At 49.6% G+C, this 26,629-nt stretch carries 24 protein-coding genes; 7 read left to right on the forward strand and 17 right to left on the reverse strand.

Annotation, left to right across the window (positions count from 1 at the left end):
* Window positions 1-5 precede the first annotated feature (5 nt).
* Window positions 6-1,211: a purine nucleoside transporter PunC gene (punC, locus tag LZU85_RS18485; protein WP_237288077.1), complete on the reverse strand. Its 1,206-nt coding sequence runs from the start codon at window positions 1,209-1,211 to the stop codon at window positions 6-8.
* A gap of 151 nt (window positions 1,212-1,362) precedes the next feature.
* On the opposite strand from punC, the gene punR reads away from it, so the two are divergent.
* Window positions 1,363-2,283, forward strand: coding sequence for a DNA-binding transcriptional activator PunR (punR, locus tag LZU85_RS18490; RefSeq protein ID WP_011079061.1), 921 nt, complete (start codon window positions 1,363-1,365; stop codon window positions 2,281-2,283).
* A 19-nt stretch (window positions 2,284-2,302) separates the two neighbouring features.
* Here punR and ilvA read toward each other — a convergent pair whose 3' ends face one another.
* From ilvA to ilvG, 5 genes are read right to left on the reverse strand one after another with little or no spacing between them, the layout of a single operon-like run.
* Window positions 2,303-3,832: a threonine ammonia-lyase, biosynthetic gene (ilvA, locus tag LZU85_RS18495; RefSeq protein ID WP_011151438.1), complete on the reverse strand. Its 1,530-nt coding sequence runs from the start codon at window positions 3,830-3,832 to the stop codon at window positions 2,303-2,305.
* 3 nt (window positions 3,833-3,835) lie between these two features.
* Window positions 3,836-5,677 (reverse strand): dihydroxy-acid dehydratase, encoded by a 1,842-nt coding sequence (gene ilvD, locus LZU85_RS18500; RefSeq protein WP_011079063.1) that lies wholly within the window; start codon window positions 5,675-5,677, stop codon window positions 3,836-3,838.
* Window positions 5,678-5,689: 12 nt separating this feature from the next.
* Window positions 5,690-6,628, reverse strand: a complete 939-nt coding sequence (gene ilvE, locus LZU85_RS18505; RefSeq protein WP_237288078.1) for a branched-chain-amino-acid transaminase — start codon at window positions 6,626-6,628, stop codon at window positions 5,690-5,692.
* An 11-nt stretch (window positions 6,629-6,639) separates the two neighbouring features.
* On the reverse strand, window positions 6,640-6,924 hold the full coding sequence (gene ilvM, locus LZU85_RS18510; RefSeq protein WP_011079065.1) for an acetolactate synthase 2 small subunit: 285 nt from the start codon (window positions 6,922-6,924) through the stop codon (window positions 6,640-6,642).
* An 11-nt stretch (window positions 6,925-6,935) separates the two neighbouring features.
* Window positions 6,936-8,582, reverse strand: a complete 1,647-nt coding sequence (gene ilvG / locus LZU85_RS18515) for an acetolactate synthase 2 catalytic subunit (RefSeq protein WP_011151435.1) — start codon at window positions 8,580-8,582, stop codon at window positions 6,936-6,938.
* 469 nt (window positions 8,583-9,051) lie between these two features.
* On the opposite strand from ilvG, the gene LZU85_RS18520 reads away from it, so the two are divergent.
* On the forward strand, window positions 9,052-10,575 hold the full coding sequence (locus LZU85_RS18520; protein WP_237288080.1) for a YifB family Mg chelatase-like AAA ATPase: 1,524 nt from the start codon (window positions 9,052-9,054) through the stop codon (window positions 10,573-10,575).
* Window positions 10,576-10,613: 38 nt separating this feature from the next.
* On the opposite strand, the gene LZU85_RS18525 is transcribed toward LZU85_RS18520, so the two are convergent.
* Entirely contained in the window at window positions 10,614-11,588 is a 975-nt protein-coding gene (locus LZU85_RS18525; protein ID WP_237288082.1) for a DUF2860 domain-containing protein, read from the reverse strand.
* Between the two features lie 142 nt (window positions 11,589-11,730).
* On the opposite strand from LZU85_RS18525, the gene LZU85_RS18530 reads away from it, so the two are divergent.
* The gene (locus tag LZU85_RS18530; protein WP_011151432.1) at window positions 11,731-12,612 is read left to right on the forward strand and encodes an acyltransferase; all 882 of its coding nucleotides are present in this window, start codon (window positions 11,731-11,733) and stop codon (window positions 12,610-12,612) included.
* Window positions 12,613-12,665: 53 nt separating this feature from the next.
* Here LZU85_RS18530 and LZU85_RS18535 read toward each other — a convergent pair whose 3' ends face one another.
* From LZU85_RS18535 to LZU85_RS18555, 5 genes are all read right to left on the reverse strand, one after another.
* Complete coding sequence (locus tag LZU85_RS18535; protein ID WP_011079070.1) at window positions 12,666-13,271, reverse strand: thiol:disulfide interchange protein DsbA/DsbL; 606 nt, start codon at window positions 13,269-13,271, stop codon at window positions 12,666-12,668.
* A gap of 32 nt (window positions 13,272-13,303) precedes the next feature.
* Entirely contained in the window at window positions 13,304-14,290 is a 987-nt protein-coding gene (locus LZU85_RS18540) for a serine/threonine protein kinase (RefSeq protein WP_237288084.1), read from the reverse strand.
* A gap of 51 nt (window positions 14,291-14,341) precedes the next feature.
* Window positions 14,342-15,763 carry a cytochrome c oxidase accessory protein CcoG gene (gene ccoG / locus LZU85_RS18545; RefSeq protein ID WP_044023791.1) on the reverse strand — a complete coding sequence of 474 codons (1,422 nt, stop codon included), beginning with the start codon at window positions 15,761-15,763 and terminating at the stop codon, window positions 14,342-14,344.
* Between the two features lie 275 nt (window positions 15,764-16,038).
* Entirely contained in the window at window positions 16,039-16,305 is a 267-nt protein-coding gene (locus LZU85_RS18550; protein ID WP_011079073.1) for a YihD family protein, read from the reverse strand.
* A gap of 118 nt (window positions 16,306-16,423) precedes the next feature.
* The gene (locus tag LZU85_RS18555) at window positions 16,424-16,591 is read right to left on the reverse strand and encodes a hypothetical protein (protein WP_011079074.1); all 168 of its coding nucleotides are present in this window, start codon (window positions 16,589-16,591) and stop codon (window positions 16,424-16,426) included.
* A gap of 316 nt (window positions 16,592-16,907) precedes the next feature.
* On the opposite strand from LZU85_RS18555, the gene LZU85_RS18560 reads away from it, so the two are divergent.
* Together LZU85_RS18560 and trhA are read left to right on the forward strand one after the other, a co-directional pair.
* Window positions 16,908-17,702 carry a sporulation protein gene (locus tag LZU85_RS18560; protein ID WP_045620479.1) on the forward strand — a complete coding sequence of 265 codons (795 nt, stop codon included), beginning with the start codon at window positions 16,908-16,910 and terminating at the stop codon, window positions 17,700-17,702.
* Window positions 17,703-17,854: 152 nt separating this feature from the next.
* On the forward strand, window positions 17,855-18,499 hold the full coding sequence (gene trhA, locus LZU85_RS18565; RefSeq protein ID WP_039555023.1) for a PAQR family membrane homeostasis protein TrhA: 645 nt from the start codon (window positions 17,855-17,857) through the stop codon (window positions 18,497-18,499).
* Between the two features lie 48 nt (window positions 18,500-18,547).
* On the opposite strand, the gene LZU85_RS18570 is transcribed toward trhA, so the two are convergent.
* The 5 genes from LZU85_RS18570 to def form a co-directional block, all read right to left on the reverse strand.
* Entirely contained in the window at window positions 18,548-19,993 is a 1,446-nt protein-coding gene (locus LZU85_RS18570; RefSeq protein ID WP_237288086.1) for a TrkH family potassium uptake protein, read from the reverse strand.
* 9 nt (window positions 19,994-20,002) lie between these two features.
* Complete coding sequence (gene trkA / locus LZU85_RS18575; RefSeq protein ID WP_017419866.1) at window positions 20,003-21,379, reverse strand: Trk system potassium transporter TrkA; 1,377 nt, start codon at window positions 21,377-21,379, stop codon at window positions 20,003-20,005.
* 55 nt (window positions 21,380-21,434) lie between these two features.
* The gene (gene rsmB / locus LZU85_RS18580) at window positions 21,435-22,715 is read right to left on the reverse strand and encodes a 16S rRNA (cytosine(967)-C(5))-methyltransferase RsmB (RefSeq protein ID WP_176299485.1); all 1,281 of its coding nucleotides are present in this window, start codon (window positions 22,713-22,715) and stop codon (window positions 21,435-21,437) included.
* An 83-nt stretch (window positions 22,716-22,798) separates the two neighbouring features.
* Window positions 22,799-23,746, reverse strand: a complete 948-nt coding sequence (gene fmt / locus LZU85_RS18585; RefSeq protein WP_176299484.1) for a methionyl-tRNA formyltransferase — start codon at window positions 23,744-23,746, stop codon at window positions 22,799-22,801.
* 31 nt (window positions 23,747-23,777) lie between these two features.
* Window positions 23,778-24,290, reverse strand: coding sequence for a peptide deformylase (def, locus tag LZU85_RS18590; protein WP_237288088.1), 513 nt, complete (start codon window positions 24,288-24,290; stop codon window positions 23,778-23,780).
* A gap of 138 nt (window positions 24,291-24,428) precedes the next feature.
* On the opposite strand from def, the gene LZU85_RS18595 reads away from it, so the two are divergent.
* Together LZU85_RS18595 and dprA are read left to right on the forward strand one after the other, a co-directional pair.
* Window positions 24,429-25,526 carry a LysM peptidoglycan-binding domain-containing protein gene (locus tag LZU85_RS18595; protein ID WP_237288089.1) on the forward strand — a complete coding sequence of 366 codons (1,098 nt, stop codon included), beginning with the start codon at window positions 24,429-24,431 and terminating at the stop codon, window positions 25,524-25,526.
* Window positions 25,526-26,629 carry a DNA-processing protein DprA gene (gene dprA, locus LZU85_RS18600; protein WP_061059019.1) on the forward strand — a complete coding sequence of 368 codons (1,104 nt, stop codon included), beginning with the start codon at window positions 25,526-25,528 and terminating at the stop codon, window positions 26,627-26,629. The genes LZU85_RS18595 and dprA overlap by 1 nt, the downstream gene beginning before the upstream one ends.

Genomic DNA, 26,629 nt, shown 5'->3' on the forward strand with positions numbered 1-26,629 from the left:
AGAGATTAGATCTCTTCATCACTCACCACGCGTGCATTGTCTGGTGTCGTGAAGTGCTGCGCCAACTCTTTGTTGGAGACGATATAGCCGATCCAAAGTCCGCCCATACAGAGAACAATCGCAATACCGGTAACCGCTTGCGCTTGGCTAGCAAGAGCGGCGACCAGCGCGCTAGATAAACTGCTGACGGTGATTTGTAAGCTGTTTTGCAAACCTGCGGCCGTGGCTGGGCTTTGCTTGGCACTGGCAAGTGCACGGTTAACCACGATAGGGTAAAGGGCACCATTCGCCACGGCAATCAAACAGAATGGCGCTAAGATTGGCCAAATAGACGTTAACTGCCATTGTGATGCGATGAAAATTAGCAGTGCCGCGATGCTAAACAGACCAATCAGTTGACGCAGGACTTTTTCATCACCAAATTTACGCACACCAACTTTACCTAAGTATCCACCGACCATAAACGCGATGGTTTGCGGCACAAAGCTCATGCCAATGTCTTTGGCATCGTAGCCAAGCTGCGCCATGATTTCAGGCATACCTGTCAGGTAAGCAAAGAAAGCGGCAGACGCGGTGGCGAACATCAGCACGTTGCCTAAATAGGTTTTTGAGCTGAGTAGATGTTTGATATCCGATTTTACACTGCTTTGCTTTGGCTCATTGGCGACACTAGGTTGTGCCATGGTCGCCGCAACCAAGACCAAACCGAGAACCGTTAACGCGACAAAAATACTGTGCCAACCAAAACTATCTGCCAACACAACACCCAACTGAGGGGCGAGCGCAGGAGAAAGCGCCACCAACGGCATAATAGTGGCAAAAATTTGTTGGCTACTGCTGGAGTAACGTTTGATGACCATGGCTTGCCAGATCACCGCCGGTGCACACACACCGATCGCTTGCACAAAACGTAAGCTGAGCAGTTGCCAAACTTGATCACTGAACGCCAAACCCAATGAGGCCAGCGTAAACAGAGCAAGGCCAGCTGCTAAGGTATTGCGGTGACCAAACTTATCAGAGGCAAGGCCCCAAAGCAGTTGACCGACCGCCATGCCGACCAAAAAGACCGTTAAGGAAAGCGCGATCTGTTCTGGTCCGGTCATAAAGTCGATTTCCATCGCTTTAAACGCAGGGAGATACATGTCTGTTGCGACAAAGCCGAGCATCGAGAGGGCTGCAAGATACACAAGCTGTAATTTTGAAATGTTCATACTTATTCCATTCAATTTTTTTCACTACAAATGTTTTGTGATCAGTTGGCGCCAACCCTGATTTATATGCCCTGCTATTCTATTTTTCGCTTTTGAGAAAATAAAACGCTAAAATTCATGGTTATCAATCAAAATTTTTGAAAGGTAAGCTGTGTTTTCAAAGCCATCGCTAGAAATGTTGGATACCGTCGCTCGTTTAGGCAGTTTTACTGCCGCCGCTGAGGTGTTGCACAAAGTGCCCTCGGCCATCAGTTATGGTGTGCGTCAGGTGGAACAAGAACTTGGCGTGTTGCTGTTCCGCCGTTTACCGAGAAAAGTAGAACTGACCCCAGCAGGTGAGCTGTTCATCGCAGAAGCGAGAATGCTGCTAAGGCAGATGGAAGAAGTGAAATCGCAGACGCGGCGCGCGGCCCAAGGCTGGCAATCCACGCTGAAGTTGACGCTGGATAACGTGGTCAAGCTCGACAAACTCAAGCCTTTGGTCGAGGATTTCTATCGCGAATTCGATTTTGCAGAACTGCAAATCAATATGGAAGTGTTCAATGGTTCTTGGGAGGCGATTGCCCAAGGGCGCGCGGATATCGTCATCGGCGCCACCTCGGCCATTCCGGTTGGGGGCGATTTTGAAGTGCGCGATATGGGACGATTGGATTGGGCGTTTGTCATGTCTCCAGCGCATCCTTGCGTGCGTCAGCAAGTGCTGACAGAAGCGTTTGTCAGTCAGTTTCCCGCGATCTGTTTGGATGATACCTCCAGTGTGCTACCCAAGCGCCATACTGGACATTATCCGCAGCAGCGTCGTCTGTTGTTGCCCAATTGGTACAGTGCTATCGAGTGTTTAAAAAATGGCGTAGGCGTGGGTTATATGCCGCGTCATATTGCCATGCCACTGATCAACGACGGTGTGCTGGTGGAAAAGGTGCTACCGGACGACAAACCGCTGAGTCAATGTTGTCTGGTGTGGCGAAAAGATGACAACCACAAGTTGATTCAGTGGATGGTGGACTACTTAGGAAACTCACATCAACTGCATCAAGATTGGTTGCTGAGCGAAACAAAACGCCCTGTCTGACAGGGCGTTTTTAACAGCATTAGGAAAGAAAGAAACGGTAGGATGGGTTATCCGTGACATCTTTGCATTGGTAGCCAAGTTCGCGCAAATGCGCCGAAAAGCGGGATAAATCACTCTCATCAAGCTCAAAACCACACAGTACGCGGCCATAATCGGCCCCATGGTTGCGGTAGTTAAACAGGCTAATGTTCCAGTGTGTGCCCAGTGTGCTCAGGAACTTAAGCAGTGCGCCTGGGTATTCTGGAAACTCAAAGCTGTATAAGCGCTCTTTGAGTGGTTTGGAGGGTTTACCGCCAATCATGTAGCGTACGTGCAGCTTGGCCATTTCATCCTCAGAAAGGTCCACCACTGGGTAGCCGCCTTCGCGTAAGTCGCGAATGATACCATCCAACTCCTCTTGACCATTTTGCAGACGAACACCGACAAAAATATTGGCCAGCGAGTCGTCGTTGTAACGGTAGTTGAACTCCGTCACCGCACGGCCACCAATCAAATGGCAGAACTCAAAAAATGCCCCTTTGCGCTCTGGAATGGTCACCGCAAGCAAGCCTTCGCGTTTTTCACCCAGCTCACAACGCTCGGAAACATAACGTAAACCGTGGAAGTTGGTATTGGCACCCGAAAGCACGGTACCCAAGTTGTGTCCTTTGAGTTTGTGTTTCTCGGCATACTTTTTCAGCCCCGCCAGCGCCAGTGCTCCGGAAGGCTCAGCAATCGCACGGGTGTCTTCGAAAATATCTTTGACCGCCGCGCAGATTTCATCACTGGAGACGGTGACGTGATCGTCAATGTAGTGCTGGCATAGACGGAAAGTTTCATCGCCAATGCGTTTTACCGCCACACCATCAGCAAACATACTGACTTGATCCAGTACCACAGGCTCACCTGCATCCAATGCCGCCTTAAGGCAGGCAGAATCTTCAGGTTCCACCGCAATGACTTTGATCTCTGGCATCAGCTGTTTCACCAACACCGCCACACCAGCGGCTAAACCACCGCCCCCTACAGGGACGAAAATGTGGTCGAGATGGCCGTTTTGCTGCAGCATTTCCATGCCGATGGTGCCTTGCCCAGCAATCACTAAAGGATGATCGAAAGGTGGGACAAAAGTGTAGCCTTTCTCTTGCGAAAGGCGTTCGGCCTCGGCTTTGGCTTCATCGAAGTTGCTGCCGTGCAAGACGACTTTGCCGCCAAAGCCGCGCACTGCGTCGACTTTGATATCTGGCGTCGTGCGAGGCATCACGATGGTGGTTTCAATGCCAAGGCGTGTGCCTGACAGAGCCATGCCTTGCGCATGGTTGCCCGCAGAGGCAGCAATCACCCCCGCGTCCTTCTGTGCTTGCGACAGATTGGCCACCATATTGTAAGCGCCACGTAACTTGAACGAATGCACCGGCTGGCGGTCTTCACGTTTGATCTGCACATTGTTACCAATACGTGCCGATAAACGCGGCATCTCTTGCAAAGGGGTGACGGTTGCCACTTCATACACAGGAGCGCGCAATATCTGGCGCAGATAGTCTGCGCCAGTTTGTTGGGTTAATGACATTGCTTAGCCCTCAAGCTTTGACTTGTCTCTTACCGCGCCTTTGTCGGCACTGGTTGCCATGCTGGCGTAGGCTTTCAGTGCAAACGACACTTCGCGTTGACGAGATACCGGTTTCCAGCCAAGCGCGTCTTGTTCTGCTCGGCGCTCTGCCATTTCTTGATCGGAAACTTGCAGAGAAATCGTGCGATTTGGAATGTCGATGGCAATCAAGTCGCCCTGTTTGACCAAACCGATCGCGCCGCCGTTGGCCGCTTCTGGTGAGGCGTGGCCGATGGAAAGACCCGATGTGCCGCCAGAGAAACGTCCGTCGGTCAGTAGCGCACACGCTTTGCCAAGGCCCATCGATTTCAAATAAGTGGTAGGGTAGAGCATCTCTTGCATGCCTGGGCCGCCTTTCGGACCTTCGTAGCGAATCACCACCACATCGCCTGCTTTGACTTTACCCCCCAAGATACCTTCTACCGCGTCTTCTTGGCTTTCAAAAACCACAGCAGGGCCAGTGAATTTTAGAATGCTTTCATCCACACCCGCCGTCTTAACGATACAGCCATCCAGCGCAATATTGCCTTTGAGGACAGCAAGGCCACCATCTTGGCTAAAGGCGTTTTCTTTGGTGCGAATACAGCCTTGGGCGCGATCGTCATCCAAGGTATCCCAGCGGCAATCTTGCGAGAACGCTTGGGTGGTACGAATACCCGCAGGGCCTGCACGGTAGAAGCGTTTCACCTCTTCCGAATCGGTCAGCATGATATCGTATTGGGCAAGCTGTTCTTCCCAAGTGAGGCCAAGCACCGTTTTCGATTGATTGTGCAGCAGGCCCGCTCGGTTAAGTTCGCCCAAAATACCGACCACACCACCTGCGCGGTGCACATCTTCCATATGGTATTTCTGGGTTGATGGCGCCACTTTACATAGGTGAGGCACCATGCGTGACATGCGATCGATGTCTGTCATGTCAAAATCTACTTCACCTTCTTGCGCTGCAGCTAATAGGTGTAAAACGGTGTTGGTTGAACCGCCCATGGCGATGTCTAGCGCCATGGCGTTTTCAAACGCGGCTTTGGTCGCAATGTTGCGTGGCAGTGCGCTTTCATCATCTTGTTCGTAGTAACGCTTGGTCAGTTCGACAATACGTTGGCCTGCACTGATAAACAGTTGTTTACGATCGGCATGCGTTGCGAGCAAAGAGCCGTTACCTGGCTGAGAAAGGCCAAGTGCTTCGGTGAGACAGTTCATCGAGTTGGCGGTGAACATGCCTGAGCAGGATCCACAGGTAGGGCAAGCACTGCGCTCGATCTGTTCGCTCTGCTCATCGGAGACTTTAGGATCCGCGCCTTGGATCATGGCGTCGACCAGATCCAGCTTGATGATCTGATCCGAAAGCTTGGTTTTGCCCGCTTCCATTGGTCCACCCGAGACAAAGATCACCGGGATATTAAGGCGCATTGACGCCATCAGCATTCCCGGGGTGATTTTGTCACAGTTGGAGATACACACCATGGCATCGGCACAGTGCGCGTTGACCATGTACTCCACCGAGTCGGCAATCAATTCACGAGAAGGCAGTGAATAAAGCATGCCTCCGTGGCCCATAGCGATACCATCATCCACCGCGATGGTGTTGAATTCTTTGGCAATGCCGCCTGCTGCTTCAATTTCTCTTGCCACCAATTGACCAAGGTCTTTCAGGTGCACGTGGCCCGGTACGAACTGGGTAAAGGAGTTGACCACGGCAATAATCGGTTTGCCGAAGTCTTCATCTTTGACGCCCGTAGCACGCCATAGTGCGCGCGCACCGGCCATGTTGCGACCATGAGTGGTGGTGGCTGATCTGTATTTAGGCATTCTGTTGTCTCCCTACTTCTTCTCTGGGTACACGTAATCTAACCAGCCCCACTTATCTTTGGTGGTGCCATTGAATAAACCAAAGTACGCTTCTTGCACGGCTTTGGTGATTGGGCCGCGTTTGCCTGCGCCCACTTGAATTTGATCGACACTACGCACCGGAACCACTTCTGCGGCAGTACCCGTCATAAAGACTTCGTCTGCCAAGTAGAGGGCTTCACGTGCGATGTTGGCTTCACGGACTTCATAACCCATCTCTCGCGCGAGTGTCATGATTGAGTCACGAGTGATGCCAGGGAGAATCGCAGCCGTCGCTGGTGGTGTGGTGATGACGCCATTTTTGATCACGAAAATGTTTTCACCGGCACCTTCTGAAAGGTAACCATCAACACTTAATGCAATCCCTTCGGCATAGCCATGTCGACGTGCTTCACCACCAACCAGTAGAGAAGAGAGGTAGTTACCGCCAGCTTTCGCAGCGGTTGGAATCGTGTTCGGCGCAGCGCGGTTCCAGCTGGATACCATGGCATCAACGCCATTTTCCAACGCTTCTTCCCCTAAGTAAGAGCCCCAAGGGAAGGCGGCAATGATCAGATCCATTTCGGTATCGGTGGGAGGACAAACGCCCAAGCCAACGTTGCCAACAAACGCCAGTGGGCGAATGTAGGCGTTATCCAGCTTGTTTTGACGCAGAGTTTCGCGAGTCGCTTCCATGATCTCTTCCACCGAAAAGGGGATTGGGAAGCGGTAAATTTTGGCAGAATCTTTCAGACGCTGCGCATGTTCTTGGTGACGGAAGACAATCGGCCCTTTTGGCGTGTTGTAACAGCGAACCCCTTCAAATACCGAGGTGCCGTAGTGCATGGCGTGAGTCAGAACGTGTACATTCGCTTCTGCCCAGGGAACCATCTTGCCATTAAACCAGATATAATCTGCTGTTTTCGTTGCCATTATTGCCTTCCTTATGCACTTACGTGTTGTTGTAGATTGTTGTTAGGGAGTTCGTCGTTACGAATCTTCATCACCTCAACACTACGAATATCCCACAATTTTTCAATTTGATTGGTGAGAAATGAGATAGGGCGATCGCTGTCTACGATGATTTCGACACTGGCGACCTTGCTCTCATGGTTTTGCGTCGCAGCAACTTGTTTGATGACAAAGCCGCGGTGGCGAATCACACGGAGAACACGCTCTAACAGCACGGGTTTGTCATCGGCTTTGATGTCTAATAAATAACGTTCCATCAGTGGCTCTCCTAGGTGTTTTCCAACATATCACTGTTTGACGCACCTGGCGGTACCAGCGGCCACACATTTTCTTCTTCATCAATCAACACATGCAGCAAGTAAGACGTTTTGCTTGCGAGCATTTCTTTGAGTGCCGGTTCCACTTCTTCTTTCTTGGTAATGGTTTTGCCCGGAATATCGAAGGCTTTCGCCAGCATGACGAAATCAGGGTTGTCATCAAGGATGGTTTCACTGTGACGACCATCGAAGAACAGCGATTGCCACTGACGTACCATGCCAAGACGTTGGTTGTTCAACAACACGATTTTGACTGGGATTTGGCGACGCTTCAGCGTGCCTAACTCTTGGATGTTCATCATGATTGAGCCATCACCAGAGATCAGCACTGATTGTGCGTCCGGCCTTGCTACCGCTGCGCCCATTGCCGCTGGCAAGCCAAAACCCATGGTGCCAAGGCCCGCTGAGGTAATGAAATTTTGTGGCTCGCGTGGCTGAATGTGCTGCGCTGCCCACATCTGGTGTTGGCCTACGTCGGTGGAGACGATGGTGTTGTCTGGCATCAGATCGGAAAGTTGCTTGAGCAACCCCGGCGCATAGATGAGCTCTCCTGGGTGGTCGTAACGCCACTTAAAGCCGCTGCGTAAGCTTTCACAGTGATGAACCCAAGGAGAAATATCACGAGTCAGTTCTAACTGAGGCAGGATGACATTGATATCGCCGCGTAACGGAGCGTTGGCATGACGCAGTTTATTGATTTCTGCCGCGTCGATATCAATGTGGATCACTTTGGCGTGAGGGGCGAAGGTTTCTAATTTGCCCGTCACACGGTCATCAAAACGTGCACCCACCACCAGCAAAAGATCCGCTTCTTGCACCACGAGGTTGGCCGCTTTGGTGCCATGCATGCCGAGCATGCCCAAATAGTGAGGGTCGTGACGTTCGATGGTGCCTAACCCTTTTAAGGTGCTAACGGCAGGCATCGGGTTGAGGCGTAAAAATTCGCGCACCGTGTGGGTCGCTTTAGCCAGTTGCACACCACCACCGACATATAACACCGGGCGGGTGGATTGATCGAGAAGCGCTTGGGCTCGAGCCACATCAACTTGGCTGACTTGGGGTAATGCTGGAGGCGTAAAAGGAGGAAGCAACTCAACAGGCGCTTTTGCAAGCTGGACGTCTTTGGCGATATCGACAATCACTGGGCCCGGTCGTCCGGTTTTGGCCACTTCAAAGGCTTCTGCCAAGGTTGGGGCCAGCTCGTTGATGTCGGTCACTAAGTAACTGTGTTTAGTACACGATAGCGACATACCAATCACATCCATTTCTTGGAACGCATCGGTGCCGATATGAGAACTGGCAACCTGACCGGTGATGGCAACTAACGGCACTGAATCAAGAAAGGCATCGGCTAAACCGGTGACAAGGTTGGTGGCTCCGGGACCCGATGTGGCCATACACACCGCAACATCCTGCGTGGCTCGCGCCATCCCAATCGCTGCCATCGCAGCCCCTTGTTCATGGCGACACAAAATGTGTTCAACACCACCGTCATACAAGGCATCGTAAATTGGCATGATGGCGCCACCAGGGTAACCAAACACGGTTTTGATGCCTTGCTGTTTTAATGCGGCAACGACTAACTCTGCTCCTGTCATCGTTGGCCTCCTTGGCTACTCTTTTGGTTGTAGCCGTTTCCATACATCTTGCACATAGCGTGCGCTCCCATACTTCCCGTCATTTCTGAACTGTCTAAAAGTGATTCAATCAGTTTAGAACTTCACCAACCCATGGCTGAAAAAAAACCCCCGAACTTTTCAGTGCGGGGGTTTGTAAATCTAGTGGTTATTTTGCGCCCACTCTCCCCCGCGCGGTGCTAATGAGGACCACGATAATCAGGTTAATCAGAGAGTTAATTTGAGCGGCAAAGTTCATCTGTCTGTCGTTAAAATGTTGTGTAATGTTCTACGAAATTGTTTGCGTCACTAGTGGTAACACACAAAACTGTTTCGTGACAAGCAAAAAGTCATTCTTTTTTCACATTTAAGCCTCATCGCTTCACGCTATATAACAGTTCTGTATAAAAAAACTTGTATTTATAGAACAACTAAAATTGAAGAGGCAGTGATGGGGTTGGCGATTATTCATAGCCGCGCCAGTGTGGGCGTAGAAGCGCCTTCAGTGAGCGTGGAAGTGCACATCAGTAACGGCTTACCGGGATTTACCTTGGTAGGGTTGCCGGAAACCACCGTGAAGGAGTCAAAAGATCGCGTACGCAGTGCGATCGTCAACAGTAACTTCCAATTTCCTGCCAAGCGGATCACCGTCAACTTGGCACCCGCTGATCTGCCCAAAGAAGGGGGACGTTTTGACTTGCCGATCGCACTTGGCATTTTGGCCGCTTCTGAGCAGATCTCAGTTCAGTTTCTCCACCAACATGAATTTGTCGGTGAATTAGCCTTAAGTGGTGAGCTGCGAGCGGTGAAAGGGGTACTGCCAGCAGCACTTGCCGCCAAAGGGGTCTCCCGCAGTTTGGTGGTGCCTCATACTAATGGGGATCAAGCCGCTTTGGTGGGCAAAAACATGCATAAATCGGCGTGCTCACTGATTGAAGTTTGTGCTTACTTATGTGGTCAGCAAGCGCTGGCTTTGCATCAGGCGCCTCAGCGAGAAAAACCCGCGCAACATCATCGTGATTTACAAGACATCATAGGCCAGCAGCAAGGTAAGCGTGCGTTGGAAATTGCCGCTGCGGGCAATCACAATTTACTTTTTTTAGGGCCTCCAGGGACGGGTAAAACCATGCTGGCGTCACGTTTGCGAGATCTGCTGCCTGAAATGAGTGAGGAAGAAGCGATGGAAACGGCGGCGGTGGCTTCTTTAACACAAAGTGATATCAATGAGCATAATTGGAAGCAACGGCCGTTTCGCGCACCGCATCACTCAAGTTCTATGGCGGCGTTGGTGGGCGGTGGAACCATTCCACGTCCTGGAGAAATCTCACTCGCCCACAACGGCTTACTATTTTTGGATGAGATGCCGGAATTTGAGCGCAAAGTGCTCGATTCAATGCGCGAGCCGCTAGAGTCGGGGGAAATCATCATTTCACGAGCGCAAGGTAAAACCCGTTTTCCCGCTCGCTTTCAGTTGGTCGGAGCGCTGAATCCGAGCCCCACGGGCTATTACGAAGGGAACCAAGCTCGCGCCAATCCTCAGGCGATTTTGCGTTATTTAGGCCGTTTATCGGGTCCACTTTTGGATCGTTTTGATATGTCACTCGAGATCCCCGCATTACCCAAAGGCACATTGGCGGAAGGGGGGGAGCGAGGTGAACCAACGGCGGTGGTGAAGGCGCGAGTGGCGCAGGCGAGAGAGCGAATGCAGCATCGTAATGGCAAGGTGAATGCCCTATTGGGCAGCCGAGAAATCGAAGCGTTTTGTCCACTAAGTAAGCAGGATGCCGAGTTTCTTGAAACTGCGTTGCACCGTTTGGGGTTATCGATTCGCGCTTATCACCGCATCATTAAAGTGGCGCGAACCATTGCCGATTTAGAAGGCGCACCTCAGATAACGCGTGCGCACTTAGCCGAAGCACTCGGTTATCGGGCGATGGATCGCTTGCTCAAACAGCTCACTCTGCAAGCGGTTTAATCGTGGTAAACCCTAGATTAAACCGCATTGGCGATGAGTTAAAACTTGTAGTTTACGCCGACCGAAAGTAAGTAATCACTCTGCTCGTAAAACTCAATATTGGAGTCGGTTTGGTTGTACCCAGCCAGAGCAACGAAAGACCAATCGGAGGAAGAGAAAAGTTGGGCATACTCATAAGCAAGAAATAGACTGAGCTGTTGGTCTTCACGCGTTTTGCCAAACCGTTGACTGGCGGCTTGATAATCTTGCACTTTATAACCCGCGGTTAGAACTAAGCGGTGTTTAGCAAACAGATTAAACCAACTCACTTCAGCCCCGAGTGAATCATAAGAGGCCGCTTTGCCATCCGCTTGATGCTTTAAGTAAACCACAGCGGGTTGGACAAAGCTGGTGGGTTTGAGTCGGTAGCGGTAATCCAGTTTGGCGTAATAACTCTCTCCATCACGTTTGAGGCTTGGATCGGTGATGGTGTCTTTCTCCAGTTCTTTGGTGCCATATGCGGTGTCGAGGTTAACATTGCCACCCCAGAGGTTGTGAAACTGCAGTCGGTACGCAATACCACTTTCATCGGTGACCGTGCGTTTTTGGTTGAGCAGATAAGGATCTTGCCAAGTTTCTCCAGACATCACGGTTGGCAACAATGAAAAATCAATCACCACGCCAGAGCTCAATTGGTATTGATAACCCAACTCAAAGGCCAGGGTACCAACAGCAATGTCGTCTCTTGCGGTACCGAGGTAAAACTGCTGTTCGAGCTGCTGACCAAAGGTGTAAGCGATGTTCCCCAATGGTGCAAACAGAGCGGCACCTTCGCGGCTGCCGCTGCTTGAGTAGTTGCTGATGGTTGCATCCGTTTCCGTATTAAAGTGTGACTGAGAGGCGCCATAGCCAGTCAGTAGTGAGACTTCCCCACTAAACCCTGCGGTGTCACTCAGTCCTGCTTGCGCCATATGACTGAATATCAGTGCGGTGGTGATTAAGATTCGGTTTTTCATTGCAGATCCTTGAGCCATTCATCCTGGCGAGGGTGGTTTGCCACAGTTTCGGTCACAAACTAATCTGACCATTTTGACAAAGATTCCAAACTGGGCCGGGAGCAGTATAATTACACGCTGTTTTTTTCTTCATCGAATATAAGAGTTTTCGAACATCACTATGTTGGCATATCTGTTACTTTTTATTAACGTTTTTTTGGTCATTCTTAATTCTGCAATGTGCTCGATGACGATCTGTTTGATTGCGATCGTCAAACTGGTCTTGCCGACTCAAGGGCTGAAAGCGAAAGCAACCGATGCGGCCAACAAAATGATGTGGTTGTGGGCGACGATAAACGCGGTGATTCTCGCTCTGTTTAACCGCATAGAATGGGATATCGAAGGCGGTGAAGGGCTGAAAAAAGAGGGATGGTATCTGATGATCAGTAATCATCTGAGCTGGACCGATATTGTGGTGTTGTGTTGCGTGTTTAAGGATCGCATTCCCATGCCCAAGTTCTTCCTCAAGCAACAACTGCTGTACGTGCCCTTCATTGGTATGGCTTGTTGGGCATTGGACATGCCGTTTATGCGCCGTTACTCCCGGGAATACTTGATCCGTCACCCAGAAAAGCGCGGACAGGATTTGGCAACGACACGTCGTTCTTGTGAGAAGTTTCGCCATACGCCCACCACCGTAGTCAACTATGTGGAAGGCACTCGCTTTACGACTGAAAAGCGTAAAAAAAGTAACGCGGGGTATGATTATTTGCTGCAGCCGAAATCCGGCGGTATTGCTTATACACTCGCGGCGATGGGTGAGCAGTTTGATCATATTATCGATGTGACGTTAGCCTACCCGCAAAATACCGATAAACCTTTCCAAGATATGTTAATGGGTCGGATGCGCAAAGTGGTTGTAAAGATTCGTTTGTTGCCGGTGGATGATCAGGTGAAAGGGGATTACTTCAACGATAAGCCGTATAAACGCCAATTTCAGCTCTGGTTAGGAGATGTTTGGCAAGAAAAAGATCAGTTGTTGAAAGAGATCCACAAAGGATAAACATCAGGGAGCACAACGGCTCCCTGTTTTGTTGGTGAGTTTTTGTTGGGTGTTTACTGTTTTTTCAGCAGGAAGTTCACCAGTTCGAAATACTCATCCATGGTTTTGATGCCTTGAGCCTGCACTAGGTATTTGTTGTTTACAATCACCGCAGGTACACCAGAAAGGCCACTGTCTTTAAACTGCTTGTCAAAACGGCGCACCATCGAATCCACCGCGAAACCGTTAAAGGCGGCATCAAATTTATTCGCATCAACGCCTTCATCAAGGAAGATCTGGCGCAGTTCCGCGTCATCTTTTGGCGCTTTACGCATGTTGTGGATGCGGTTGAACATCACTGGCACCATTTTGTCTTCGACTTTAAGTGCGATCATGGTGGCGTACGCTTTGCTCATTGACGGCCCCATCGCACCACCCATAAAGGAAACGTGGTTTTTTTGCAGTTTTACCCCTTCCGGCAACTGTGCTTTGAGTTGCTGGATGATAGGTTCGAACGTATTACAGTGCGGGCAGTAGAAAGAGAAAAACTCACTTACCATGGGCTTTTTAGAAACTTGCGTATCCAGCACCTTGTAGTGTTCACCTTCTTTAAATTGGGTTGCTGCGTTGGCTGTCAGGCTGAGTAACAGCATCGAAAAAAACGCGAACAGTTTCTTCATCTATTTATTTCTCCGTTATGTTATTGAGGCAGTTACCATTGTGGCATCAATGAAAGAGGGGGTTCTTCCAATGCGGCGATTTGTTCTTTAAACGCCAATACCTGACCTTCCCAGTATTTTGGCTCATTAAACCAAGGAAAAGCGAGTGGGAACGCGGGGTCTTGCCATCGTTTTGCTAACCATGCCATATAATGCACCATTCGTAGACCACGCAAAGGCTCGATCAGTTTCAGCTCTTGGTGCGAAAAATCACTAAATTCGCTATACGATTCCAGTAAAATGTCGAGTTGCATGATCTTTTCTTGGCGATCACCATTAAGCAACATCCAGAGATCTTGAACCGCTGGCCCATTACGCGCGTCATCTAAATCAACAAACATCGGTCCATCACGCCATAAAATATTGCCGGGATGACAATCACCGTGCAAGCGGATAGCTTGAGTGTTTTTTGGCCACTGCGCTTCGATGGCGGCGATGAGTCGGTCGAGATCCTGAAAGAAGCTGTTCTCTAAATGCATCGGGATCATGTTGCATTGTTGCAGGAGTGCGCGTGGCTGATAGAGGTACTCATCTAGCCCTATGCTAGGTCGGTGCTGGAATCTCTGTTTTGCACCCACTTGGTGAATTCGACCGAGGAAGCGGCCAACCCACTCGAGTTGATCGAGATTATCCACTTCAAATTGACGGCCACCGACGCTGTTGAACAAGGCAAATTGGTAGCCTTGATAATGATGTAGGGTAGCACCGTTGATGTTGACCGGAGCGGCGACAGGAATGTCATTTTCCACCAGCTCTTGAGTGAACTGATGTTCTTCAACAATTTGTGCCGGCGTCCAACGCTCTGGGCGATAAAACTTCACCACAAAACGGCGACGCTCTTCATCGGTAAACTGGTATACGCGGTTTTCATAGCTGTTGAGAGGCAATAAGCCTGATTCAGCGCGAATGCCGATGCTCTCAAGGGCATACCACATAAAATCGGGCGTTAATGCGTCAAAATTGAATGCGCCTAGCGACATAGTAAATAAAAAGGCTCATTGCTGAGCCTTTGTCCATGAATTGGGTTGAAGTTACAGTTTCTTGATGAAACGGCTTTCTACTTCAATGGTGAAGTCGTTGCTCTTGTCGTCCAGTATAAACTGAATCGTGCTAATTGGAGAGGAGAGCTTCTCGGGATCCACGCCAAGACTTAATGGTAAGTTGAGAACTTCGCCTGGGTTGACCTGAATGGTTTGCTTACCATACCAAGTTACCTCACTGAGCCCCTTCACATCCAAGTGATATTCTTGCACTTGTTGAGTTTTGTTGATGATTTTGAGGGTGTAGGTGTTTTCCACTTCACCGGCGCTGTTGACGCGGAACAACTGGTTGCGATCGCGAATCACGCTGAGGCCCGCAGGGTCAACGGCAGCAATTTGTGCGAAGAACAAACCCAACATCACCAGCAATACCAAGCCATAACCGATCAACTTAGGTCGCATGACTTTGGTGTGTTTCCCAGACAGACGATGCTCGGTGGTGTAGTTGATCAACCCTTTTTCATAGCCCATTTTATCCATGGTGGTATTACAGGCATCGATACACGCGCCACAGTTAATACACTCGTATTGCAGGCCATCACGAATATCAATCCCCGTTGGGCACACTTGCACACACAGATCGCAGTCAATACAGTCACCTAACCCGAGCTGCTTCGGATCGGCTTTGCGTGAACGTGGGCCACGCTGTTCGCCGCGCTGACTGTCATAACCGACGATAAAGGTGTCTTTATCAAACATCGCTGATTGGAAGCGCGCGTAAGGGCACATGTGCAAACAAACGATAGAGCGCATCCAACCTGCGTTGGCGTAGGTACAGATGGCAAAGAACATCACCCAGAAAACAGGCCAGAAGCTGGCGTTAAAGGTAAAGAAATCCACCACCAGTTCACGCACCGGGACAAAATAACCGACGAAGGTGAAGCCTGTCGCGAGCGCGATGGTAAACCACGCGACATGCTTTGCGCTTTTTCGCATGGCGAGATTGGGCGTCAGTTTGCCGGAATCTTGCTTGCGGCGTTTGTTGGCGCTGCCCTCGAGTTTCTCTTCAAACCAGATGTACATAAAGGTCCAAACGGTTTGTGGGCATAAGTAGCCACACCACACTCGGCCCAAAAACGTAGTGATGAAAAACAGACCAAAGGCGGCAATCATAAACAGCAAGGCCAGCAAGGTCAGGTCTTGTGGGTAGAGCGTGGTGCCGAAGAAGTTGAACTGTTGGCTACCAATATCCAACAGAATCGCTTGACGATCGCCGTAGGAAATCCATGGAGTTAAGGTAAATAGCAGCAGCAAAAACCAGCCACCATATCGGCGTAGTTTTTGGAATGTGCCTTTACTCTCACGTACGTAAATGCGGTTATTTGGGTTAAACCGATCCCCCTTACCTTTGTGGGTCTTGGGGTTAAAGGTTTTCGGAGTCACATCTTTGATATCGATTTTATCCTGACTCATGGATTGATCCTTCTTAGGCTTTAATGGCGCAATTTCTCTTGGTTTGCGCTCACTGACTTTGCTCACAAATGCCGATGTGTTTATACACAATCAGGCTTTGCTAATATTTTAGTAAAAACTGATGGACGACGATTATACAATCAATAACATTTGTATTTCTTTAAGGCTATCAACCTTTAACAACAAAAAGCAGGACAATTAACGCAATTTTTCGCTGAACAGTGGCAGAAAATAAAAAAGCGACCAGAAGGTCGCTTAGTGAGTGAGTTGTTAACTTATTTAATGATACCGCGTGCGCGTAGAATCGCTGTTTTGAAATCATCTTCTTGGTCTTTTTTCAGGCCTGGAATCATTTCATCTTTCGCACTGTTACGCATTTTTAGGTGGTAGATCAGCACATCGTCAGTCAGCTCTTCTAGCTTGCCGTGATAACCCGCTTCGCCCGCTAGCTTGACGATAAACTGCAGTAAGTTCATCTCTTGGTCTTTTTGCCATTCAGGCTCAAGCAACTCAAGTAGCTCTTCAATACGGTGACACTTCATTTCTTTCTCCACAAATTTTATAGGTCTTTGGCGTAAAGGTATCAAATTGCTTGGCGAAGCAAAATAACAAACCGAGTGGAGAGAAAGAAAAAAGCGCAGCGGTGGCTGCGCTTTTTAATTAAGCGGCTTGAACGACTTTAGCCGGAGTCTGCGGCATAAGTGCATTTTTCTCGACCAAGGTCATACCTGAAGCCGTTTTTTTGCTTGTCGGAGCTGCGGCAAAGCCGCTACGACGACGCATCGCACTGCGATTGGTGTGCGAGAACCTGACTGTTGTTGGGCGCATTAAGTTACCTAACTGTCAGGCATATCCATTGCCAATGTAATGGCCTACATTTTTATGAGTTGAGCTTCAGTTGAGTGAAGGTTGGCTCTTTCTGGCTTTCGCCAATCCAAATAAAAGTGCAGGAATAATGATATGCATGCATATCGAACATAGAGTAGCACCGTTATGGTGATCGATCGATAGTTGAGCAGTGGCAGCGATAAAAAAATGTCTGCAAAACGTTACAGTATTGATAAATATCCGATGAGATGTGAGCTAGATAGTAGTACTCAATCAGACATTATCAGTACTATCAGAACAGCAGCAGGAGGTGCGTATGTCATTTTTGAAGAAAACCCTCGCCAGTTTTGGTATTGGAAGCGCGAAAGTCGATTCCATCTTACAGCAAGAAGTGCTTTACCCTGGTCAAGCGGCCAATATTAAGGTGCATGTTTATGGCGGTTCGAGCGAGCAAGAGATCGACAATATTCATTTGAAGCTGTGTTGTCGTTACATTGCGGAAGTGAAAGAAGATCGCGGCAGCAGCTCTCAAGGGCAGCAAACTCGCCGTGTGCCACAAAGTCATGTACTGGCCAGCTGGAGTCTGCCATACGCGTTTGTCATCAAACCGAGTGAAGAGCGGGTGTTTGATGTCGCGTTAGACATTCCGTTCAACACCCCGATTACTATTGGTGATGCCAAAGTGTGGTTGGAAACCGGTTTGGATATCGCTTTGGCGCTTGACCCAACAGACAAAGACATTCTCACCGTACGGCCTGATCCTATGATGGACGGCATTTTTACCGCTTTGGAAGAGCAAGGGCTGCGTATTCGTCAAGTGGAGTGTGAGGAAGTCAAAGGCTTTGAACTGCCCTTTGTGCAAGAGTTCGAGTTTGTTCCAACCACAGGGCCATTTCATGGTCGTTGGCGTGAGCTGGAAGTGGTGGCTTATCGTTCCCCAAATGAGCTGAAGTTGTGGTTTGAAATTGATCGCCATCGTGAAGGGGGAAGAGGCATGCTGGCCAGCTTGTTGGGGTTAGGAAAACTACAGCGTGAGTTGGTGTTACCACTGAACTTATCGGCAAAACAGGCGGGAGAGACAGTGCTGGGTTATTTAGAAGAAACGACCTAGCATTCACTAACATGATGATGGTAAAGAGAAAAAGACGCCCTCATTTTAAGCAGACATCAAATAACCAAAATTTAACCTTTTTAGCTTACACGTGTAAGCTAAGTGTGACATACTAGAGCAACTATTCCATTAGAGGTTTCAGTGTATTTGCTATGTCAGTCAGTCAATATAGTGTGCGTGAAGAAGTGGCGAATGCAGTCACACACGGGTTAGGCATGATTTTTGGTATTGTTGGCTTGGTGATGCTGTTGGTGAAAGCCACGGAGCACCATGCCGACGGGCTGACCATTGCCAGCATGGCGATTTACGGGTCGAGCATCATTGTGCTGTTTTTGGCCTCGACGCTTTACCATGCCATTCCTCATCCTAAGGCGAAACGTTGGCTCAAAACCTTTGACCACAGTGCGATTTATCTGCTCATTGCGGGAAGTTATACCCCGTTCCTGTTGGTGAGTTTGCGCACGCCTTTGGCGATCGGCTTAATGATTGTGATTTGGTCGATAGCCTTGTTGGGCATCATTATGAAAGTGGCGTTTGTTTATCGCTTTAAGCGCTTCTCTTTGGTGAGTTATCTGTTGATGGGTTGGTTGTCACTGATTGTGATCTATCAACTGGCGATCTCATTAGACATTGGAGGCTTGACGTTGCTCGCCGCGGGTGGATTGATTTATTCGCTTGGGGTTATTTTCTATGTAGCCAAGAAGATCCCCTACAATCATGCCATTTGGCACTGTTTTGTATTGGCTGGTTGTGTTTGTCACTTCCTCGCGATTTATCTTTATGTGAACCCGGTTTAAACCGGGTTCTTTGTTTTGGGGCTGTAGAAATTGCCGCTTCAACAACACCTAACGGCGCCAGAAAGCAGGAAAAAACAGCACCAATAAGGTGAGAATTTCTAAACGTCCCATCAACATGCCGAAACTGAGTAGCCACTTAGCGGCATCAGGCAGCGGGGCAAAGTTACCCGTTGGCCCAATGATGCTGCCCATGCCTGGGCCGACGTTGGCCACCGCGGTAATTGAGCCAGAAATACTGGTGACGGGATCAAGCCCCATCGCGCTTAAGCCGCCCGCAATGGCGATGATGGTAATGAAGAACATTAAACCAAACGCCACCACAGAGCGCACAATATCATCATTCACTGGTCGTTGATTGTAGCGTTGGACAAAAATGCCTGATGGGTGAATCAGTTTCATGATCTGTTTATTCAGCAGTGTCATGGCGATCTGGAAGCGGAAGATCTTAATACCGCCAGAAGTGGAGCCTGAACACGCGCCAGCCATCATCAAGAACGCAAATAAGGTCGTAGGGAGTGCGCCCCAAGCGGTGAAATCTTCTAGGCCGAAGCCCGTCGTCGTCACCACAGAAACAATGTTAAACATCGCCACGCGCAGTGCATCGGCAATGGTGTAACCGTCACGAATCACCAACCAAGCTGAAATGACCAAGCTGGTGCCTAAAAACAGGTAGGTAAAACCGCGTACTTGAGCGTCTTTGATCAAAGCATCAAGGCGGCGCTTGCGCATCGCAGAAACAAACAACAAAAATGGCAAACCACCCAAGAACATAAATAAGGTGGCGACCCAGTGTGCGCCGTTAGAAAAATGGTTCATGGAACCGTCAGAGGTGGAGTAGCCGCCCGTTGAAAGCGTAGTGAAGGAATGGTTGATGGCATCAAACAAGTCCATGCCGGTCAGCAGGTAACCAATCAAACAGAGCCCGGTGAGTACTAGGTACACCACCACAATGTTTTTCGCCACGGTTTTGGCTCTTGGGCTGCTTTTGTCTGACCAATCAGAAGATTCCGTTTGGAACAGTTTCATCCCGCCGACGTTTAGCATCGGCAACACCGCAACGGCCATCACAATAAAGCCAATTCCTCCAAGCCATTGCAAGATCGAACGCCACAGCAAAATACTCGGAGCCATGTTATCCAAACCACTCAGCACGGTGGAACCGGTGGTGGTGATGCCAGACATGGTTTCAAAGTAGGCGTCAGTAAAGCTGATGTGGTTGATGAACATAAACGGTAGCGCGGCAAACGCGCTGGCGATGGTCCACACCAAACTGGTGATGAGGAACATATCGCGCACACTGAGTTTAAAGTGTGCGGTGCGGCCAATGCTCAAGCAGATAAACGCGGCAAAATGGGTGATCAACACCGCTTGGCCGAAATCAAGAAAGCCGCCTGTGCCGGTAAAAAAGGCCACAAGGGTAGGGACGTACATGAAAAGGGCGAGCTTGGAAAGCACTAGCCCAATCACAAACAGTACGGGACGAAAGTTCACCATAGGAAAATCCTAGAGGAAGAATGGGCTCGGCTGGAACAGAGCTTCGACGTCTGGCACGTATTTCTTATCGACCAAGAACATCACCACGTGATCATCTTGTTCAATCACGGTGCGGTCATGGGCGATGAGCACTTCTTCGCCACGCACAATCGCACCAATGGTGGTACCCGGTGGCAGTTTGATGTCGCCAACGGCGCGTCCCACCACTTTCGAGTTGCTTTCATCGCCGTGTGCCACCGCTTCAATTGCTTCAGCAGCGCCACGGCGTAGAGAGGAGACGTTAACGATGTCGGCACGACGAACGTGGGTCAACAGCGCTGAAATGGTCGCTTGTTGAGGTGAAATGGCCACATCAATCACGCCGCCTTGCACTAGGTCGACGTAAGCACCACGCTGGATCAGCACCATCACTTTTTTAGCACCCATGCGTTTGGCCAACATCGCCGACATGATGTTGGTTTCGTCCTCGTTGGTCAGGGCGATAAAGACGTCGACTTGGTCGATGTTTTCTTCCGTCAGTAGCTCTTGATCGGCGGCATCACCACAAAACACGATGGTGTTTTCTAGTTCTTCTGACAGCTTTTCTGCTCGCTGTAGGTTGCGCTCAATCAGCTTTACGCTATAGGTTTGTTCTAAACGCTTGGCTAAGCTGGCGCCGATGTTACCACCGCCGACGATCATGATGCGGCGATAAGGTTTTTCCAGTCGTTGTAACTCACTCATCACCGAGCGAATGTGGTTGCTGGCGGCAACGAAAAAGACTTCATCATCGGCTTCAATGATGGTGGTGCCTTGAGGACGAATCGGACGGCCTTGGCGGAAAATTGCGGCAACACGGGTATCAATGTGAGGCATGTGTTCGCGCAAGGCAGAAAGTGCGTTACCCACCAACGGGCCTCCATAGTAAGCTTTTACGGCTACGAGGCTGACTTTTTCTTCCGCAAAGCTCACCACTTGCAATGCACCAGGGTATTGAATCAAACGTTCAATGTAGCTGGTCACCAGCTCCTCGGGGGCAATCAAATGATCGACAGGAATCGCGCCGGATTTAAACAACGCTTCTTTTTGCATTAAGTATTGTGGTGAGCGAATACGAGCAATTCGGTTTGGGGTGTTAAACAGAGTAAAGGCGACCTGACAGGCTGCCATGTTGGTTTCATCAGTATTGGTTACGGCCACCAGCATGTCGGCATCTTGTGCGCCTGCTTCGTGTAGCACGTCTGGGTGACTGGCATGGCCATTCACCACTCGCAAGTCATATTTGTCCTGCAGCTCTCTGAGGCGATCGCCATTTTTATCGACAATAGTGATATCGTTATTTTCGCCAACCAGATTTTCTGCCAGCGTGCCGCCAACCTGACCTGCGCCAAGAATAATGATTTTCATACTCTGTTCTCGTAATTCGAAAAAGGCGATTGAAGAGATTCAATCGCCAGTTTGCTTATGCTTGCTTAACCAGCACGGCATAGTAGAAGCCATCCATATCTTCTTCCCCTGGAAGAATCTGACGGCCTGGATTCTCGCGTTCAGAGCCAATCAGTTGTGCTTCTGGTGTTCTTGCGAGGAACGCTTTCACTTGTTCCACGTTTTCCATTGGGGTGATAGAACAAGTAGCGTAAACCAAGGTACCGCCGGGCTTAAGTTGTGCCCACATGGCATCAAAAATTTCGCTTTGTAGCTCAGCGAGAGCCGCAATGTCTTCTGCTCGGCGTAGCCATTTTATGTCAGGGTGACGACGAATCACCCCGGTTGCAGAGCAAGGTGCATCGAGCAAAATACGGTCAAATTGCTCGCCTTGCCACCATTGTTCAGGATTGCGTGCATCACCGCAAATCACTTTTGCTTGAAGATTGAGGCGTTTCAGGTTTTCCGTCACTCTTTTCAAGCGTTGTTCATCGCAGTCCAGTGCCACGACTTCATGAGCAGAGACTCGTTCTAAAATGTGCGCGGTTTTACCACCAGGTGCCGCGCAGCAATCGAGGATCAGTTCGCCATCTTTAGGTTGTAGATAGTTAAACGACAGCTGTGCGGCGGCATCTTGCACAGAAACCCAACCTTGCTCAAACCCTGGCAAGCTGTGTACATCACAAGGGGCGGCCAATTTTATGGCGTCCATCGCTTCACTGTGCAGAGTGCTATCAATGTTTGCATTTTTGAGCAGTTGCAGATATTCGTCGCGATCATGATGAGCGTGATTCACGCGTAGCCACATCGGCGCTTTGTTATTGTTGGCTTCAACAATCGTCTGCCATTGCTCAGGGTAAGCATCTTGCAGGATTTTCAGTAGCCAACTTGGGTGAACGTATTTGCCGGCATTGTGGCTGACAGAAAACTCATCCAATGCTTGTTGTTCACGCTGATAGTTGCGCAAAACCGCATTAATCAAGCCGCGTAAGCGAGGCCCTTTCAGCGCTTGTGCGCCTTCCACCGTTTCACCAACCGCCGCGTGCGCCGGAATGCGCATGTGACCTAACTGGTATAAGCCAACCAAAATGAGGTGATGAAAAACACGTTGTTTACCTTTGAGAGGCTTATCCATCAACTTACCGGCAATGCTCTCTAGACGAGGTAGGTAACGTAACGCGCCATAGCAGATCTCTTGCAGCAAGGCGTGGTCGCGAGGGCGAATGGATTGTTGAGCTTCAGGAAGGGCGGTCGATAGAGAGTTGCCTCGGTCGACAACTTGATACAAGACGTTTGCAGCCGCAGCGCGAACATTCATGATGAGTACCTTAAAGTTAAAGAGGGCGTCTCTGCCCTCGTAAAGTTCTTAAACTGGGCAAAAATGCCCGATTGCTTGGCAGGTTAACTCAGTACACTACCAACTTCAAACCAAGCGGCGCGAGCGTTGAGAACATCTTGTACTGGCATTGCTTTTTTGCCTGGAATTTGGATCTGTTCCAACACTAGGCAGCCATGGCCAGTGGCGACATAAATGCCGCTTTTATCCGCTTTGAGGATGGTCCCCGCGGGTGCGTCATGACTGCTGGCTTCGACGCGGCTTTGCCACACTTTAATGCTGTTTTCCGCCACTTCGAAATGGCTCATTGGCCATGGATTGAAAGCACGAACACAACGTTCGATGTGCTCTGCATCGTCTTGCCAACTGATGCGTGCTTCTTCCTTGCTGAGTTTCTTGGCGTAGTTTGCTCGCTCGTCATCTTGCTTAATTGCGATGGCTTTGCCAGTGGCGATATCGGCTAAACACTCAACCAGTGCCACCGGGCCAAGTTTGGCCAATTTATCGTACATGGTGGCGCTGGTATCGCTTGCGTCGATCGGTAGCGTGGCAATTTTCAGCATGTCACCGGTATCTAGGCCGATGTCCATTTGCATGATGGTCACGCCCGTTTCAGCATCACCCGCCCAAATAGAGCGCTGAATTGGCGCAGCACCGCGCCAGCGAGGCAGAATCGAACCGTGCACGTTGATACAACCCAATTTCGGTGTATCTAACACCGCTTGTGGTAATAACAAGCCATAAGCGACCACGACCATGATGTCAGCATTGAGATCCGCGAGGGCTTGCTTGGCTTCGTCAGACTTAAAGTTTTCTGGTTGGTAAACCGGAATGTTGTGTTCCAAAGCAATGGTTTTGACAGGGCTTGCCGTGAGTTTTTTCCCGCGACCGGCTGGGCGATCAGGTTGGGTGTAAACTGCAATGACTTCATGCTCCGAAGACAACAACGCCGCCAAATGTTGGGCGGCGAAGTCCGGAGTACCTGCAAATACAATACGTAAAGGCTTGCTCAAGGTACCTTCCTTCTTATGGTATCAGCGCGATTTAGCGCTGTTTCTTGTTAAAGCGTTTGATTTTGGCTAGCTTGTCTTGGATACGTTTGCGCTTTAGCGGTGATAGGTAATCGACAAACAGCTTACCTTGCAGGTGATCCAACTCGTGTTGAATACAGATAGCCAGTAAATCATCGGCTTCGAGGGTGAACTCGTTTCCATCACGATCTAACGCTTTAACCGTGACTTCAGCGGCGCGTGGCACGAGTGCGCGGGCACCTGGGACCGATAGACAGCCCTCTTCAATGCCATCTTCGCCACGCTTTTCTAAAATTTCAGGATTGATTAACACCATCGGCTCGTTACGGCTCTCAGAAATATCAATCACAACGATGCGTTGATGAATATCGACTTGCGTTGCCGCCAGACCAATGCCTTCTTCGTCGTACATGGTTTCTATCATGTCGTCGACGATTTTTTGGATCTCTGGTGTCACCTTTTCAACCGGTTTGGCTACTGTACGAAGACGATCATCCGGGAATGTTAATACTTGTAATACAGACATATGCACTCGAAATGTTGAACTGTGCCGAAACAGCACAAACCTTGTTGGCTCAATTCTAGACATTTTATAGCCTAAATGACAGCATCCTAGCAGCAATTTCCCATTTGTCGCTTCGCTAATCCATCTAGGAGTTAAGGCATGAACTCAGTGCTGCAAGCCGCTTCACGCGTGTTACTACCCTTGTTGTTTAGTGTGAGTGTGGCAGCTCAAGAGTCGCCAGCTCCACTGAATATTAAGCCTGATGCACCTCAAACTTATGTCGTCGTAAAAGGAGATACCCTTTGGGATATCTCAGCGCTCTATTTGGATAGCCCTTGGTTGTGGCCGCGTTTGTGGCAAATCAACCCTGATATTGATAACCCTCACTTAATCTACCCTGGCGATAAGCTCTCGTTAGTTTGGAAAAACGGTCAGCCGATGTTGAGTTTAAAACCGGTGGTGACATTGAGCCCGAAAGCTCGAATCACCGAGAAAAAAGCGGTTCCAACAGTGGATGAAGGGTTGGTTCTGCCTTATCTGCAATCTGACCGACTACTGAGTAAAGAGAAGCTCAGCAGTGTCGCGCGTGTGATGGGAACCAGCGATGGACGAAAATACCTTGCCAAAGACGAGCGTATTTTCATCAGCGGCAAACAAACGGAAACCCATTGGGCGATTTATCGTCAAGTGCAAGAGTTTGAACGAGGAGATCCCGATGCCAACATGATCGCGCTACGTGTGGTTGCACAAGGTGAGCTTAAAGAATCGGCACAAGACTATTCCGGTATTGAAGTGACCAGTCAGCGACAAGAAGTATTGATCAACGACATTGCATTGCCTCAATCTGAAAACCTCGTCGAAGAACTGTCTACGACCTTTTATCCTGCGCCTGCCCCTCAAGATGTTGACGCCAAGATATTGGGCAGTATTGATGGCATCGATTACAGTGCACCAAGCCAAGTGGTGATTTTGGACAAAGGGAAAGTGGACAATTTACGCCAAGGGCATATTTTCGAACTCTATAAAGCCTCAAACAACGTTTATCGTAGCAGTGACAGCCAATTCAGCTACGAGAAAAGTGGTTCTTCCGATGAGATATCCTTGCCGAAAAGTCGCATTGGTGAGTTGATGATCATTCGTCCTTACGAATACTTCAGCTTGGCGTTGATCACCCGCAGTACTCAACCGATCAGCCGTGACATTTTGGTCGTGGCGCCAGTGCAAGTTGACGAATCAGTCACGGCGCAAACGCCTTGATGAGTCAAGATGAACTGCATGCTTGGTTAGCACTCAGTTTTACGCCCAATATTGGAGTTAAGAAGCTAACCAAGTTACTCAGTATTGATTCCCCGCTCAATATTCTGCGTTATTCCCAAGAGCAGCTACTGTCGCTGGGGCTGTCGTCCCAGCAAATAATCACCTTGCGAAGTAGTGCTCAGCAAGACGCTGAAGCCGCCCTTCAATGGCAGCAGCTCTCCTCCCAGCATCATATTCTTACCCTTCATGATGGCCTATATCCGCCGCTGCTTAAGGAAACGGCTTCACCGCCTTGCCAACTGTTTGTACAAGGTGATCCTCATTGTTTAACCAAGCCACAAATTGCGCTGGTGGGGAGTCGTCATGCGACCATGCAAGGGTTGCAACATGCCCGCGACTTTGCGGCTCAACTGGTACAGCATGGGTTGGTGGTGACCAGTGGTTTAGCGCTTGGGATTGATGGCCATGCCCATGATGGTGCGCTGACGGCGGGAGGCGAAACCGTTGCCGTTCTTGGTTCGGGCTTTCAACATATTTATCCCGCTCGCCACAAAGGCCTTGCCGCGAGAATTGGTCAGCAAGGTGCGCTGGTTTCGGAGTTTCGTCCCAATACGAAAGCCAAAGCCGAACACTTTCCTCGTCGAAATCGAATCATTAGTGGCTTGTCTCTGGGGGTTTTAGTGGTCGAAGCGGCAGAGAAAAGCGGTTCTTTGATTACCGCCCGTTATGCCGCTGAGCAAGGCCGAGAAGTCTTTGCTTTGCCTAACTCTCTCCATATTACCAATGCACGCGGCGGAAACTTGCTGATAAAAAGCGGAGCGTGTTTGGTCACTGGGGTTGAAGATGTGCTGAGTGAAGTGCAAACCTTGCTCGACTGGTCGACAAACCAACAAGCGGATTTATTTTCTTCCTCTAATACGGAAGAACAATTGCCATTTCCTCAGCTGTTAGCTAACGTAGGTAATGAGGCTACACCAGTTGATATTCTAGCAAACAGGACCAATATACCTGTGCAAGAAGTCATGATGCAGCTCTTAGAGCTTGAGCTTTCAGGGCATGTTGTTGCAGTTAACGGTGGCTATATTCGAAGGGGGAGGGGCTAG

This window comes from Vibrio floridensis, from assembly GCF_021852965.1.
GTDB classification, from domain to species: domain Bacteria; phylum Pseudomonadota; class Gammaproteobacteria; order Enterobacterales; family Vibrionaceae; genus Vibrio; species Vibrio floridensis.